Consider the following 14,938-nt stretch of genomic DNA (forward strand, 5'->3'; position numbering starts at 1 on the left):
GCTAGGCAGTTCTGAGCCGTGGGCGTTTGGCCAACAGGTCAGCCGCCGCACGGGCAATGACCAGTTCTTCATTGGTCGGGATTGCCATCACCACGACGCGGGACAGATCGGTTGAAATGATCCGGTCATTGTCCGCATTTGCGTCAGGATTGAGCTCGATGCCCAGCCATCCCATCCCAGAGCACACCCGGTCACGCACCAGACGTGAGTTTTCTCCGATCCCACCGGTAAACACCAAGGCGTCGATACCGCCGAGAATGGCCGCCATCGCGCCAAGCTCGCGCCGGATACGGAAGGTGAAATAGCTGATCGCCTGTCGGCTTTCGCGTGTGTCCGCCTTTTCCAGAGTACGCATATCGTTGGACAGCCCGGACAGGCCCAACAGCCCAGATTTCCGGAACAACAGGTCTGAGATTTCGTCAGCGCTCAGCCCTTCCTGGTCCATCAGATACAGGACCACGCCGGGATCAAGTTGACCACAGCGTGACCCCATCGGCAGCCCGTCCAGTGCCGAAAACCCCATGGTCGATCCGACGGAACGCCCTCCAATCATCGCACACATCGATGCACCATTACCCAGATGGGCCACGACCACGCGCCCTTCGTGCAAAAGCGGCGCTGTCTTTGCCATGTGATCCGAAATGAATTCATAGCTGAGCCCGTGAAAGCCATAACGCCGAACACCTTTGTCGTAATACTCGCGCGGCAAGGCAAAAACGTCATTCTCCCACGGATGATTGCGGTGAAAGGCCGTATCGAAACAGGCGATCTGAACCGCATTCGGAAAACGTTCCATCGCGGCCCTGGCTCCGGCCAGATTGTGCGGCTGATGCAAAGGCGCGAATGGCGACAGCTTTTCCAGCTCTTGAATGGACGCCTTGGTCAATGGCACCGGAGCGTCGATGTCAGGTCCACCGTGGACAACACGATGCCCGACCGCAGTCACGTCGCTGTTTGGAAATGAGCGCGCAAGCAGGTTCAAAACCCAGTCCAGCGCTGCGGCGTGATCGCGTATTTCTCCGGCGGTACCGCTAGCAAGGACACTTCCGTCGGAAGACTTCGCCTTGACAAACGGCTCTGGCTCTCCAATCCTCTCGACCGCGCCGGTGCACACCATGATCGGATCGTCATCGGTCAGCTCGAACAGACCAAATTTCATGGAAGACGATCCAGCGTTCAGTGTCACGACATGTGTCATGCGGGTGCTCCGGTGCGCGGTAAGGAAAAGGCTTCGTGCAGTGCCGCCACGGCACAGGATGCCAGCCGGGCTTTGTCGTCATCGGCGCGGCTGGTCAAAATGATCGGAGCTTTGGCCCCCATGACCAGACCGGCCCCTTCTGCATTGGCGATATAGGTCAGCTGCTTGGCCATCATGTTCCCGGCATCCAGATTTGGCACCACCAGAATATCGGTTTTGCCCGCGACATCCGACACAATCCCCTTGGAACGCGCAGCCGCAAGGCTAACGGCATTGTCCATGGCAAGCGGGCCATCCACAAGCCCGCCCTTGATCTGACCGCGTTCCGCCATTTTCGACAGCAAAGCCGCATCAACCGAGGATCGGATCGCCGGATTGACGGTTTCGATGGCAGACAGAACACCCGCCCTGGGGTTTTCGATCCCCAGAGACAGGGCCAGGTCGATTGCGTTCTGGACAATATCAATCTTGGTTTCAAGGTCCGGCTCGATATTGATCGCCGCATCCGTCACCAACAAAGGTCTGGGTTGTCCGGGCACGTCCATGACAAAGACATGGGTAAAGCGGCGGCCGGTGCGCAGGCCGTTTTCACGCCTGAGCGCAGCCTTCAGCAATTCATCCGTATGCAGATGCCCTTTCATCAGCGCTTTCGCACGACCTTCTGCAACCAGGTCGACCGCCGCATGGGCCGCACCGACGTGATCCCTCTGCGGTATGATTTCAATCCCATCCAACGACGCTCCGATTTCGGCGGCCGCGTTCGCTATCTTGTCCGGGTCACCGATCAGAATGGGTGTGATGATCGTCTCATGCGCGGCCAGCAGCGCCCCACCCAAGGCATTGGGCTCTTCTGGGGCCACAACGGCAGTCGGCATGGGCGGCAGCGGGCGCACCTTTTCCAGCATGGCATCAAAGTGACGATGACGTTTCACCACCAGCCCGGGCAAATCCAACTCGGCGAACACCATCTCTTTCTCCGGCGCGATCACGACGGCCTGCCCGCTGACGATCACGGCACCGTCCGATGGGTGCGTAACGACCGTTTCAAAGACAACCTCCCGGTTTGGTCGCTTTTCCAGAACGGTGACTTTGGATACCAGCTCATCACCGGCATGCGCCCTTTCCACAAAATCAAATCGCTGCGATTTATAGAGCGTCCCTGCCCCCGGCAGAACGTTCCCCAAAACGGCCGAGATCAGGGCCCCCACGAACATGGCAGGGGCAACCGCTTCGTTGATGTGGTCGCCGTCGCCGTCTTCGCTGGCCAGATGAAGCGGATTGTGGTTGCCGGAATTGTTGGCGAACACATAGAAATCATCGACCGAGCACGTGCGGGCCAGCTCGGCAGTATCACCGACCTGAAGCTTGTCGTAAGGCGTGTTGTGGTACTGCATGAACTGTCGTTTCCATTTCGATCCGATTGGCGACGCTGAGAACTCTCTTGCTGATACCCAGTTCAGCGCGCAATGAAAACAACGCATGCCGGCTGCCCGTATCGGTCTGCACGCTATTTCCGGCGGGTAACGCCTTCATGTCGTTACGCCCGGATAATGTGCAGATTGCAGATCAAGCGCGCCGCTTTCCGCCGCCGCCCTGTTTGCGCATCGAAAGCCCGATCCGTTTTCTGGGTACATCCACCTCGACAACGCGCACTTTCACGACTTGCCCGGCCTTGACAACCTCGTGCGGGTCCTTGACGAAGCGGTCGGCCAACTGGCTGACGTGAACCAGACCGTCCTGATGAACGCCCACATCCACAAAGGCCCCAAAGGCCGCCACGTTTGTCACGGTGCCTTCAAGAACCATTCCGGGCTTCAGATCGGTTATCTCTTCGATGCCATCCGCGAAAGTGGCCGTGACAAAGCTGGGCCGGGGGTCTCGTCCGGGTTTCTCAAGCTCGGCAAAGATATCCAGAACCGTGGGCAGGCCGAAATCTTCGGTTACGAATTGTTGTGCCCGCAAGCCTTTCAAGGCCCCCTCATGGCCCATGATGTGCCTGATATCCCGCCCGCAGGCCGACACGACGCGGCGGGCGACTTCATAGGCTTCGGGGTGCACCGACGACGCATCAAGCGGTTCGGCGCCGTCCCTTACGCGAAGAAACCCGGCGCATTGTTCAAAGGCACGCGGCCCCAGCCCGGCAACGGACAACAGGTCCTTGCGCGATTGGAACGGCCCGTTCAGATCACGATGAGCGACGATGGCTTCGGCTTGCGCGGGGCCCAGCCCCGAAACACGCGCAAGCAAAGGTGCAGAGGCCGTGTTCAGGTCAACCCCGACCGCGTTCACGACATCCTCGATCGCGGAATCCAGGGATTGCGACAGGCGGTGCTGGTCAACGTCATGCTGATATTGCCCGACGCCGATGGATTTCGGTTCGATTTTGACCAGTTCTGCCAAAGGGTCCTGCAGCCTCCGGGCGATGGACACCGCCCCACGCAGCGAAACGTCCAGATCGGGAAACTCTCGTGCTGCCATCTCCGACGCGGAATAGACCGAAGCCCCGGCTTCGGACACTACCACCTTGGTCGGCGCTTTTACCGCCTTGGGGAGCAGAGCCAGCGTATCTGCAACCAACCGTTCGGTTTCCCGGCTCGCTGTTCCGTTTCCGATGGCGATCAGTTCGATCTGATGGGCCGAGATCAGATTCAGGATGGCAGCCTGCGCTCCGCGCAAATCGTTTTTGGGTTGAAAGGGATATAACGTGTCAGTGGCCACGACCTTGCCCGTTGCGTCAACCACCGCCGCTTTCACGCCGGTGCGGATGCCGGGATCGAGGCCCAAAGTGGCCTTGGCACCCGCCGGAGAAGCAAACAGCAAGTCTTTGAGGTTGCGTGAAAAGACCTGAATTGCCTCGTCCTGTGCCCGACTGCGTAGTTCGGCCATCAGTTCGACCATCATGGACAGCGAAAGCTTGACCCGCCATGTCCACCCGGCCACCTTGCGCAACCAGGCATCACCCGGTCCTTGGCCACGGGTCTGCAAATGCGCGGCCACGATGGATTCGGCCCGGGCTGCCCCGAACTCCGGTTCCGGCGCGATATCAAGTGAAACAATGCCCTCTTTTGACGCCCGCAGCATTGCCAATGCCCTATGCGACGGAACATCCGCCCATCGTTCGGAATGGTCAAAATAATCACTGAACTTGGCGCCTTCCTTTTCTTTCCCGTCGACAACCCTTGCACTGAGCAGCGCCTCGCGCTGCATGAAGGCCCGCAACTCACCCAGCAGAGTCGCATTTTCCGTCAATCGTTCAGTCAGAATGTCCCGCGCGCCGTTCAGCGCGTCACGAGGGGTGGCAACGGCCTCGCTCAGGTATGCCCCGGCCAGTGTTTCCGGGTCCGCATCGCGATCGGCCAGAATGGCTTCGACCAAAGGTTCCAGCCCGTTTTCACGCGCGATCATCGCCTTGGTGCGCCGCTTGGGCTTGTAAGGCAGATAGATGTCTTCCAGCTGTGCCTTGGTTTCTGCCCGAGCTATCGATTTACTCAGATCTTCGGTCAGCTTCCCCTGTTCTTTTATCGACTTCAGGATGGTTTCCCGCCGTGCCTCAAGCTCACGCAGATAGGTCAAACGCTCGGACAGAAGGCGCAATTGGGTGTCGTCCAACCCACCGGTTGCTTCTTTCCGATAGCGGGCGACAAAGGGAACCGTCGCTCCGTCGTCCAATAGATTGATCGCAGCACCGACCTGATCGGGACGTGCATTGATCTCGGTGGCTATGGTGCGGGCGATACGGTCCAAGGGGGCCTCCTGAAACGGCAGTGGAAGGGCTTCTTAACCAGCCGTTTCAGCAAGGGAAAGTCCCATGTGCCGGTCCGTCGAAAAGCATCGGCAAATAGCGACTGTTTTCGCGGCTATTCGACATGTCTGAGCCATCGGACGAAAACACGAGCCTGCAAGGGCCTCAGCCCCACGGCATCAGCCCGCAATACCCTGTGCGCGCGCCTACATTGTGCGCCATTTGCGCCAGCGTCGTCAGGTCAAAGACCGGCAGTTTCAGGTCTTCCTGAATGCGTTTTGCATAAGGCGGAAGATCCGTGCATTCCAATACCACAGAGCGTATTTCAGGTGTTTCGCGCTTCAGCCTGCGTGCAGCGTCCAGCACTTCGGCCTCGATCAGATCTGTGTCCATACGGGTGCGCGCGTTGCGCAGGATGACTTCCGCAAACTCACTGGTGTGTTCCAGACCCTGTACGGCCACCGGAACACCCCCCGCTCCAACGCCTTCGAAATGGCGTTGCGTCAGCGCTGACGAATCTGCTGTAATCACCCCGACCGGTGCGGTGGCCCCGGTCATGTGAAAGGCCAACGGCACCTGTATCAGGCTCGAAGCGAAGACAGGCACCGATACGGCCGCAGCCAACTCTTTTTGGAACAGGGCGAGAAACCCGCAACTTCCGGTAATGGCGCGCACGCCCTCAGCCTCAAGCCGTTGCGCGCCTTTTATGAAGGGGTTCAGAAGATCAGGCGTCGGATTGTTCAGCAGCGTAGGCACCGTGACGCCATCTATCATCTCGTACAGCACCGGGAATGGCAGGCTGGAAGGGTTCTTGATATGACCGGGAGGTTTGGGAAAATAGCTTTCCAAACACAAAACCCCGATAGAGGCTCCGCAGATATTCTGTCCACCCTGGTAGATTGGCATGACGGGGTAATCCTTCTTCGAAACGGTGGTTGTTGCGCGTCAAAATCGCGACAAGGCGAATGAATCCAATGGGATGTTGAGGCGTTGCCCTGACACCAGGTCAGCCACCAACTCACCTGTTTTGGGGGCCATCATCAAACCGTAATGGGAATGACCAAAGGCGGTGAACAGGCCCTTGTGTCCTTCAACCGGACCGATCGCAGGCAAACTGTCGGGAAAAGACGGGCGTCGGCCCATCCAGAACTGTGTATCCGTGGTGTTCAGATCCGGCATCATTGCGCGGGCCTGTGCGGTCAGAAGCGACTGTTTGCGTGGATCCGGCGGCGCGTCGATGCTGCCGAATTCGGCCGTGCCCGCCACACGCAGACCGTCCTGCATTGAACTGGCCACCACCTTGGCGTCCACGTCCATCACCGAGTTTTCCAGGCTGGCAGAGGGGGTCGGGAATTGGACATGGTATCCACGCTCGGCCACCAGTGGCACGGGCAAACCCAAAGGTTTCAGCAACCCGGCAGACCAAACCCCGGCGGCCAGCACGACAGTATCGGCGTGAAGCGCGCCGGCCGGCGAGGTCAAATGCCATTGTCCGTCTTCCATGCGCTTTAGTTCTTTGACTTCTGTCCGCACGAACTCGGCGCCTTGTTGACGGGCCTTGTCGGCCAAAACCGCACCGACCCGGCCAGGAGACGTGACCCGCGCCTGTCCCTTGATCAGGATCGCAGCCTTGAAATCTCGGGACAACGCAGGTTCGATCCGGCGCAATTCCGGTCCGTCGATCCGCTCTAGATGTCCGCCTTTTTCCTGCCGGATCAGATATCCCAGTTCTTTCAGGTCAGCCTGATCCGGGTTGCGAAACGCGTGGATATAGTTGGAATCAACAATAAGGTCTTCGTGCCCGGTATTTTGCAGATGTCTTCGGTACAGATCTATCGAAGGGCGGCACAGCACCTCCATTGCGTCCGAGATATTGCGTACGGATTTCACGCTTGAATTCTTCAGGAACCTCAGGCCCCAGGGTATCATCCTGGGCCAGTACGAAGGTCTGACGGTCAACGCGCTTTTCGGGTCCAACAGCATCCCGGGGATCGTTTTCCAGATACCCGGCGTGGCCTGTGGAATGACCGACCAGGGCGAGACGACACCGGCATTGCCGAACGATGTCTCCTGCCCCGGTTCTCCACGGTCGATCAGACGCACGGCAATACCGCGCTCCTGCAACGAGAGCGCACAGCACAGACCGACGATCCCGGCGCCGATGATGGTCACTTGTTCAGGCATGTCAGACCGTTGCTTGAAATCGGCTGCGGGCGATCACCTGTGTGACGATGACAGGAGACGCCACCGCCAATGCGATCAGGTCAGCCGTTAGCGTGGGCGCCACGAAGATAATCCCGGCAATGGCCATCAGGATGCGCGACACGAGGTTGAGTGGCTGCAACCAATACCCCACGACCGCTGCCGAAAGGGCGATGACACCGGCAATACAGCTGGCGGCGGTATAGGTGAATTCCCAAAGATCGAACCCGGTGGAAGACACGAACAGCAAAACCGGCGCATAGACGAACGCCATTGGCGCGATGACCTTGCCCAGTCCCAGCGTAAAGGCGGACAGCCCGGTGCGGAACGGGTTGGAATTCGCAATCGCCGCCGCCGCATAGGCCGACGTACAGACCGGAGGTGTGATCTCGGAGACCACGCCGTAATACAACACGAACAGATGGCTGGCGATGGGTGGAACCCCCAACTGCGCCAGCGCCGGCTGCGCCACCGAGACGAGCATGATGTACAGCGCCGTGGTCGGGATGCCGGCACCCATCAGGATGCAAACGATGGCAATGAAGACCAGCGAGATAAACAATTGCAGGTCTTCCATCGCAAACAATTGCCAGCTGCCGAACGAAATCATGTTGTAAAGGTCCGCGGCGAGGTTTCCTGCGCCCTGAGTAACCATGAACCCGATGCGGAAACCGATACCGGTTGTGTTGATCACACCAACGACGATACCTACCGCAGCGGCTGCAGCGCCCACGGCCAGAGAGTATTTCACACCCAACTCAACCGCTTGCAGCATCTCGGGCACTTCGATCCGTTTCTGCGGGTTCAGCGTGGCGATTACCGACAATCCGCACAGAATCGCCGTCATGGACAGGTCGAACCCACCGTCGGAGAACTTCCAAAGCACGAACGCAAGAAACGCCGCTGCGTAGATCAGTGTTGGCGGTTGCTTGATCCGCGACATGCCCGCGATCACCGCCAGAGATATGCCGCAGAAGGCCGACATGAAGGGCGTGTATCCAGTGAACAGAACCACCAGCAGACCGATCAGCGGCACGATATTGGCCCAACCCTCGGCCCAGACGGCCTTGAGCTGCGGCAATTGCTCTTTCGCCAGACCTTGCAGGTTCAGCTTGCGTGCCATCAGATGCACCACGGCAAAGACGCCGACATAGTGCAGGATCGCCGGAAAGATCGCTGCGATCACGATTGTGGTATAGGGCACCTCGAGGAACTCGGCCATGATGAAGGCCGCAGCACCCATGATGGGCGGAGTGATCTGACCACCGGCCGAAGACGCGGCCTCGACCCCGCCTGCAAAGTGACCGGGGTATCCAAGGCGCTTCATGTTGGGAATTGTCAGCGCGCCGGTCGAAACGGTGTTAGCCACCGAAGAGCCCGAGATCGTGCCGAAGAAGGCCGAGGATACCACCGACACTTTGGCCGGACCGCCCGTATAGCGACCCGCCAAAATGGTTGCGTTATCAATGAACAATTGTCCAAGCCCCGTTCGCTGAGCGATCACACCGAACAGGACAAAGTGGAACACGATGGTCGAAACGACCCAAAGCGTCACGCCGTAGATTCCTTCCTGCGGAAAGTACATTGACGATACGAAGGTTTTGAAGTTCACGCCCGGATGTTGCAGCAATCCGGGAAAATAGGGGCCCATCAGCGCGTATGAGATGAATACGCAGATGATCAGCGGCAATACCCAACCAAGCGTGCGGCGCGCAATGTCCAATACCAGAAGGATGATGATGACGCCGAGGATCACATCATAGATGTTTGGGTTGCCCATGCGGAAGGTTTGTTCCTCGATCCCCAGGAACGGGATGCCGCGCCAGGCGAAACCCACGTAAAGTGCGGCGATGATACCAAGCGCCATGAACACCAGATCATAAAGAGGGACGTTGCCGATGCGGAAGCGACTGACTTTGAGAGCATAGAGGCTTTTGGCCCCGACAATCGGGATCGTGGCGTAGACCAGAATGAACAGCAGAGCCAGATAGATGCCCATATGCCAGTGGTCGGCAGGCAGACCGAACCCAGCCGTGAAGAATTCGTAGAATGCAAAGATCAGGGCGACGACACGCAACACCTTGCCTGCCGTGGGCGTGACCTGCCGGACAGCGGCGCCTTCGTCGAACTGTTCTTCGATGGCCGCCAGTTCCTCGGCCGTCAGTTCGTGGTCATCAAGTTTCTGGGTCTCGGACATGATGGCCCCCCGATTTCGCATAATTCCAGAGTGCGGTGCCCCAAGAAGGGGCACCGACGACAGGTTTCAGTCAGGTGTGGTTATTGAAGAAGACCGGCTTCTTTATAGAATTTCTCGGCACCCGGATGCAGCGGAACACCCAGCGCCTCGACGCCGTCGAGCGCAGTGTCAGGCGTGATCTGCTTGCCCTTTGCGTGGCCGTTGTCCAGCAGCTTGCGCGTGTTGTCGTTCCACAGGGCCTTGGTCAGCTGATAGACCAGATCTTCGGACAGATCCGATGAAACAACCAGCATCGCGCTTACCGCGGGGGTCTTGGTTTCGGAATCGATGCCCTCATATACACCGCCCGGGATAGCGGACGGGATATAGGCAGGGATGATCTCGTTGATCTTTGCCAAATCTTCATCGCTGAAGGAATGCAGGTTCATGCCCTTGGTCGAAGACAGCTGCACCATTGCGGCAACCGGCCATCCTGCTGCGTAGAAATAGGCGTCCAGTTGGCCATCGGCCAGACGTTCGGCACTCTGGCTGTTGTTCAACTCGGCCTCATCCATGTTGTCACGGTTGACGCCCCAGGCTTCCAGCATTTGCAACACGGCCACCTGCGTGCCGGAACCAGCCTGAGCAATACCAACGCGCTTGCCTTTGAGATCACTCAGATCGTTGATCGTCTGGCCTGCGGGAAGAACCAGGTGCAGGTCTTCCGGGAACAGGTTTGCGACGATGCGCAGTTTCGGGTGGGGCTTGCCTTCAAACTTGCCCTCACCCAGATACATCGAACGGGTTACATCTGCCGCGGCCAGGCCGGCCTCAAGCTCGCCGTTTTGCACGGCGGCATTGTTGAAGACTGACGCCGTTGTCGACTGTGCGATCGCGATCAACCCGGGCACGCCGCATTGGCCGCCCTCTTCGCAGGGGCGTGAGCCCGGAGGGGCCGAAATTCCGTTGGCGATGGTCCCGCCGATCGGAAAATAAGTGCCGCCTGCACCGCCGGTGCCGATGCGGAAAAAGGTTGGGTCCTGTGCAAGCGCCGGTGCAGCCAATGCACCCGCCAAAGCCAAACCCGTCAGGCATTTCATCAATCTCATCGTAAGCTCCCAGTTGTGGATCATTGGATTCGGTTTGTCCGAATTCTGATCCGTTCAGCCTATGGAGTTTTAGCATAAATACAAATTTGTTATATTTAACAAAACGAAAGTTTCGCTTATATATTAAACATGAACCTTGCTCAATTGACCGTTTTTCGTGAGGTGATGGAAACCGGGTCCATCTCTCAAACCGCAAAGAAGCTGAACAGGACACAACCTGCTATCAGCCTGGCAATCAAGAACCTGGAAAGAAGTCTTGGACTGACCCTGTTCGAACGAAAAGGCCGGCGTCTGATCCCAGTGCCAGAGGCGCATTACCTGCTGGCCGAGACCACCGGAATACTGGACAGATTATCTACGGTTTCCAGCACGATGCACGGGCTTCTTAAAGGAAGTTCGGGCAATCTGAACATTGCCGCCATGCCGGGACCGTCCATTTTTGCCTTCCCGAATTTCATCAGCCGTTCAGTTGGCGGGAACCCGGACATCCGGGTTACGCTGTCGACCCGCAGTTCGCCACAGATAATGGAACTTGCAGGCACTCAGAACATTGATTTCGGGTTTGCTGATTTCGAACACCCGGTCGGAAAGAAGCCGCAATTCACGGCAGAGATCATCAGCGGAGACTGCTTTTGCGCAATGGATCGGGACAACCCGTTGGCGCAAGAAAAGGCCGTTACGATTTCGGATCTCGATGATGTGCCAATGGGTGGACTGTATGACACCCATCCTTTTCAGAAGAAAGTGCGACGCGCTTTTCAGATGGTTGCCGCCACTTACAAACCTAGTGTGACGTGCCAGTATTTTCTTCCGCTCATTCCGTTTGTTGGATCGGGGCAGTGCTGCTCGATTGTCGATCCGTTGACCGTTGCAACCGAACGGAAGCTGAACATCTCGCATGGCCGTGTGGTATTCCTGCCTTTCAAGGACCCCCTCAGATATGAATACGCCATCCTGTCGCCGGATCACCGTCCCCCGTCGCAATTGGCGCTGAAAATAAAAGCGGGATGGAAGGCGGAAGTTGTGTCGATGCTGGATCAGACCAACGCCAACCCGCGGACGGAAGACTTCTGAAAGACACCCGACCGCACTGCGAAATGGGCGACAACCGGAAGAACTCAGATGCCGCGCGCAACAGAGGCCTCCAGCGTCGATTTGAGCAGTTGCGGATCTATCGGTTTGTAAAATAGCGGCAGCTTTGCTTGTTTGCATTGCTGGACAAGCTCTTGTGATCGATTGGCTGAGATAATACAGCCGGGCAAATGCCCGAATTCATCCGTCAGGGCGCGCATGGCGTCCGTGCCTGTTTTTCCGTTGTTCAATTGATAGTCGGCGACAACAAAGTCTGGCAGGATGCCTATTTCGCGCAGAAGGCCAATCGCTTCGCTTTCGCTTTCGCATTCCAGAACCTCGACGCCCCAGGATTCGATGGTCATGGTCAACGCACCGCGCAGGTTTTCATCGTTTTCGATCAACAGAGCGACGGTGTTGCCCAGCACATTCGAGTTTGGTTTTTGTACCACTGAAGAGCAGAGAGAAACCTCTGGTTTCGCCCGGGCTAAAGGTATTTCGACCGAAAACCCCGTGCCCTTTCCAACTTCGGAAAACAGGTGGATGGGGTGTTGAAGCAACCCGCAGGCCCGCTCGACAATCGCAAGACCCAATCCCATGCCTTCGGCGGCGCTGGCATCTGAATGCAAACGCTGAAATTCCTGAAACACGATATCTCTTTGATCTGATGCTATGCCGATGCCCGTGTCCCAGACTTCCAAAGCAATTGCGTTCTTGCGATGCCTGACACCAACAAGAACTTTCCCGGTCTCGGTATACCGGATCGCGTTTGAAAGCAGGTTCTGCAATATCCGCCGAAGGTAACTGGCATCGCTTGTGACCCGAGCCTTTGTGTCAACAAAACGCAAACTCAAACCCTTGGCCTGGGCGACGGGCTTGAATGCGTCTTCCATCTGCAAGAAAAGCTCGCCCACCGACACCGTGGACAGATGCGCCTTGGCCCGCCCGGAATCCAGCTTTGAGATGTCCAGCAGGGCCTCGAGAATGTGTTCGACACTGTTCAGGGCGCTTTCTGCTTTTGCTGCAACGGTCCGGGCGGTGTCAGTGTCCAAACCGCTGCCCAGTGACGCAACATAGAGCTTTGCAGCAGACAGAGGTTGCAACAGGTCATGGCTGGCGGCGGCCACAAAACGCGATTTTGACGCGTTCGCCCGTTCAGCCTCGTTCAGCGCGTCCGCAAGTTCCATTGTGCGTGACGCCACACGTTGTTCCAGAAGCTCCTTGGCTTCATACAAGGCCTGCGCAGACCTCCGTTCCGCAGTTACATCGGTAAAGGAAATCACAAAGCCCCGATCGGGCATTTCCTGGGCAAAGACCGACAGGATTTTCGATCGCCCCCGATGCATCTGGAACTGAAGAGGGCGGCGATAGGTTGGTCGGCTGACCCAATCCAGCAGATCCGCCTCGGTTATGCCTTTCTGAAAGCTGATGTTGTCGCCCAGGCGATTGGACAGGGTTTCAAACCGCGTGCCCATCTGAAACTGAGTGATCGGTATGGCCAAAAGCTCGCTTGCGCGGGTGTTCCACCCGATCATGCGGTGCTTGTTGTCAAAGATGCAGACGCCCTGATCGATATGTTCAAGCGTGGCGCGGATCAGCCGCGCCTTATCGTCAAGAATGCGATCCCTTTCTTGCCGTTCGATCCGCATGATATCTGTCACGTCGGTTTGCAGGATCACGGTGCCCCCGTCTGGGGTGCGGTGTTCTGACACCTGCGTCCACCGATTGCCCGAAAGACGAACATTGAACACCACGTGGTCATCTGCGTGACGATCCAGACGGCTTTTGGCCCAGTCTTCTGGGGTCATTGTCTCTGGCAAGGACAGGAACCCGGATTGGCTGACCAGTTCCACGTAGTCGGCAAAGCGCAAGCCGGGGTTCAGCTGTTCCTGAATGTCGGGCATATGCATCCCGAACCGGCTGTTGCACAGCACCAGTTCTTCGTCACGATTGAACAGGGCAAAGCCTTCCTGCACCGTTTCGATCGCATTTGCCAAATCTGCGCGCGCCGCTTCGGTTTCCTTGTTGGCCTGCGCCAGCCTGGCGTTGGAGTCATTCAGAAGCTCAAGCGCACGCTCAAGGTCATCCGTACGGGCGCGGACCTCTTGTTCAAGCACCGCCGCCCGTTGGAACTGAGCATAAGCCGCGCCAGAGGCATTGGTGGATTCTTCGACCCGCCGCATCAGGGCTTCGGCGATTTTCCTAAGCTTCTCGTTCTGACGATCAAGTGAGTCCGAGGGGTCTGTGAGATGCTCGATCATACCTTACTCTTTCTCGGGCGGGTATATCGCCACGCCGGTCAGGGTCTGGTTCACATGGATCGAATTGAATTGCTCTCCATAGGTCGAGAAACCGACCACGTGATGGCGGGACAGGATGTCCGAGATCGCGTGCGTCTTCTGCTTTTGCTGGGCCTCCAGCCGACGAAGGATGCAGTCACAACCCAAAATGGTGTCGGGTTGCTGCTTCTCGGTCAACAGGCTGATTTCTTCCTGTAGATGTTCAACCATGTCCCGAGGTTCTGCCAGCGTCAGGACCAAGCCTTCGTCAATCGCCGAAAAAAAGACGAGATCGCCATTTCCCGCCACCTGCTGGATCGCGCGGACATGGTGTTGCCCGCCTATTTGCACAACGACTGGATGGGCCGCGAATGTGAATGTGGTGAGTTGTTCCGGGTCTTTGCCGAGAATACGGGCGTATTCGCGGGCAGCGGGTTCGGCATTGATTTCCTGAACGATGCGTTTTGCCGGGTCTGCCTTGGTCACGACCATGCGATGGGCGGTGGGCAGAAGGTGATCGGTCTTGAACACCTTGATCGGACACGGCGTGCGAACCTGCGTGAGTACGGCTGCGTTGCTTCTTGCCTGCCCCTGATACAGAACATATGTGCGCCCGAATTTGGTTCCATCCCCCGCCGAACCGCCGAACAATGGCACCGGTCCCAGCCCCACAGCCAATTCCGACGTCAGTTCATCTTCTTTTGTCGACAGCCCGTCAATCATCAGGAACGTGAATTCATGGCTCCAGTCGGGCGCGTTTACCATCATCGCATTTCTGTTGTGGATCATCTCTTTGATGATGCTGTCGGAATCGAATTCGTTCAGATCCGGAACAAGAACCGTGCGTATGTCAAAATGGGATTGCGGCAGGCCGATCGCGACGATCTGATCTTCGCAATACCCATTATCCGCCAGCTCTCCGGCGGTGGTGCAACCAACAATCGGGGTCGGCGCAAAGGCGCGTTCGGCATCCGCGATCACCACGGATGCATCGGCGTTCGGGCTGACAAAAAGAATGACAAGCGCAAGTGCGTCATCACCCAACTGGCGTTTGAGTGTCTCGATCGACTGCCCGGTGTCGTGGCGTGCAAAAGCCGTTTTGACGATGCCTGGCGTACGGGCCCGGGCTGTTGCCCACCCGACTGCTTGGTCCATCGTGCC

Annotated in this window: 10 protein-coding genes; 1 reads left to right on the forward strand and 9 read right to left on the reverse strand. The window is 57.7% G+C overall.

From position 1 onward, the window contains the following. Nucleotide 1: 1 nt before the first annotated feature. From GS620_RS19030 to GS620_RS19060, 7 genes are all read right to left on the reverse strand, one after another. The gene (locus GS620_RS19030; RefSeq protein ID WP_171617417.1) at nucleotides 2–1,198 is read right to left on the reverse strand and encodes an acetate/propionate family kinase; all 1,197 of its coding nucleotides are present in this window, start codon (nucleotides 1,196–1,198) and stop codon (nucleotides 2–4) included. Further along, the gene (locus tag GS620_RS19035) at nucleotides 1,195–2,592 is read right to left on the reverse strand and encodes a bifunctional enoyl-CoA hydratase/phosphate acetyltransferase (RefSeq protein WP_171617418.1); all 1,398 of its coding nucleotides are present in this window, start codon (nucleotides 2,590–2,592) and stop codon (nucleotides 1,195–1,197) included. The genes GS620_RS19030 and GS620_RS19035 overlap by 4 nt, the downstream gene beginning before the upstream one ends. 172 nt (nucleotides 2,593–2,764) lie before the next feature. After that, a complete protein-coding gene (locus tag GS620_RS19040; protein ID WP_171617419.1) occupies nucleotides 2,765–4,942 on the reverse strand; it encodes a Tex family protein in 2,178 nt (725 codons plus the stop codon). Between the two features lie 163 nt (nucleotides 4,943–5,105). Continuing rightward, entirely contained in the window at nucleotides 5,106–5,846 is a 741-nt protein-coding gene (locus tag GS620_RS19045; protein WP_171169686.1) for an aspartate/glutamate racemase family protein, read from the reverse strand. Between the two features lie 39 nt (nucleotides 5,847–5,885). Then, a complete protein-coding gene (locus GS620_RS19050; RefSeq protein ID WP_171119316.1) occupies nucleotides 5,886–7,124 on the reverse strand; it encodes an FAD-binding oxidoreductase in 1,239 nt (412 codons plus the stop codon). Nucleotide 7,125: 1 nt separating this feature from the next. Continuing rightward, nucleotides 7,126–9,339, reverse strand: coding sequence for a TRAP transporter fused permease subunit (locus GS620_RS19055; protein ID WP_171169690.1), 2,214 nt, complete (start codon nucleotides 9,337–9,339; stop codon nucleotides 7,126–7,128). Nucleotides 9,340–9,419: 80 nt separating this feature from the next. Then, entirely contained in the window at nucleotides 9,420–10,427 is a 1,008-nt protein-coding gene (locus GS620_RS19060; protein WP_171119318.1) for a TAXI family TRAP transporter solute-binding subunit, read from the reverse strand. 144 nt (nucleotides 10,428–10,571) lie between these two features. Here GS620_RS19060 and GS620_RS19065 point away from each other — a divergent pair, with 144 nt between their 5' ends. Next, on the forward strand, nucleotides 10,572–11,501 hold the full coding sequence (locus tag GS620_RS19065; RefSeq protein ID WP_253283993.1) for a LysR family transcriptional regulator: 930 nt from the start codon (nucleotides 10,572–10,574) through the stop codon (nucleotides 11,499–11,501). 44 nt (nucleotides 11,502–11,545) lie between these two features. Here GS620_RS19065 and GS620_RS19070 read toward each other — a convergent pair whose 3' ends face one another. Continuing rightward, nucleotides 11,546–13,759: a PAS-domain containing protein gene (locus tag GS620_RS19070; RefSeq protein WP_171617421.1), complete on the reverse strand. Its 2,214-nt coding sequence runs from the start codon at nucleotides 13,757–13,759 to the stop codon at nucleotides 11,546–11,548. 3 nt (nucleotides 13,760–13,762) lie between these two features. Next, nucleotides 13,763–14,932, reverse strand: coding sequence for an FIST N-terminal domain-containing protein (locus tag GS620_RS19075; RefSeq protein ID WP_171617422.1), 1,170 nt, complete (start codon nucleotides 14,930–14,932; stop codon nucleotides 13,763–13,765). Nucleotides 14,933–14,938: the final 6 nt, after the last annotated feature.

This window comes from Ruegeria sp. HKCCD6428 (assembly GCF_013110595.1).
Lineage (GTDB): Bacteria > Pseudomonadota > Alphaproteobacteria > Rhodobacterales > Rhodobacteraceae > Ruegeria.

Coding starts and splice junctions, on each gene's coding strand:
- GS620_RS19030 (WP_171617417.1), bottom strand. CDS start 1,198: ATGACACATGTCGTGACACTGAACGCTGGATCGTCTTCCATGAAATTT.
- GS620_RS19035 (WP_171617418.1), bottom strand. CDS start 2,592: ATGCAGTACCACAACACGCCTTACGACAAGCTTCAGGTCGGTGATACT.
- GS620_RS19045 (WP_171169686.1), bottom strand. CDS start 5,846: ATGCCAATCTACCAGGGTGGACAGAATATCTGCGGAGCCTCTATCGGG.
- GS620_RS19050 (WP_171119316.1), bottom strand. CDS start 7,124: ATGCCTGAACAAGTGACCATCATCGGCGCCGGGATCGTCGGTCTGTGC.
- GS620_RS19055 (WP_171169690.1), bottom strand. CDS start 9,339: ATGTCCGAGACCCAGAAACTTGATGACCACGAACTGACGGCCGAGGAA.
- GS620_RS19060 (WP_171119318.1), bottom strand. CDS start 10,427: ATGAGATTGATGAAATGCCTGACGGGTTTGGCTTTGGCGGGTGCATTG.
- GS620_RS19070 (WP_171617421.1), bottom strand. CDS start 13,759: ATGATCGAGCATCTCACAGACCCCTCGGACTCACTTGATCGTCAGAAC.
- GS620_RS19075 (WP_171617422.1), bottom strand. CDS start 14,932: ATGGACCAAGCAGTCGGGTGGGCAACAGCCCGGGCCCGTACGCCAGGC.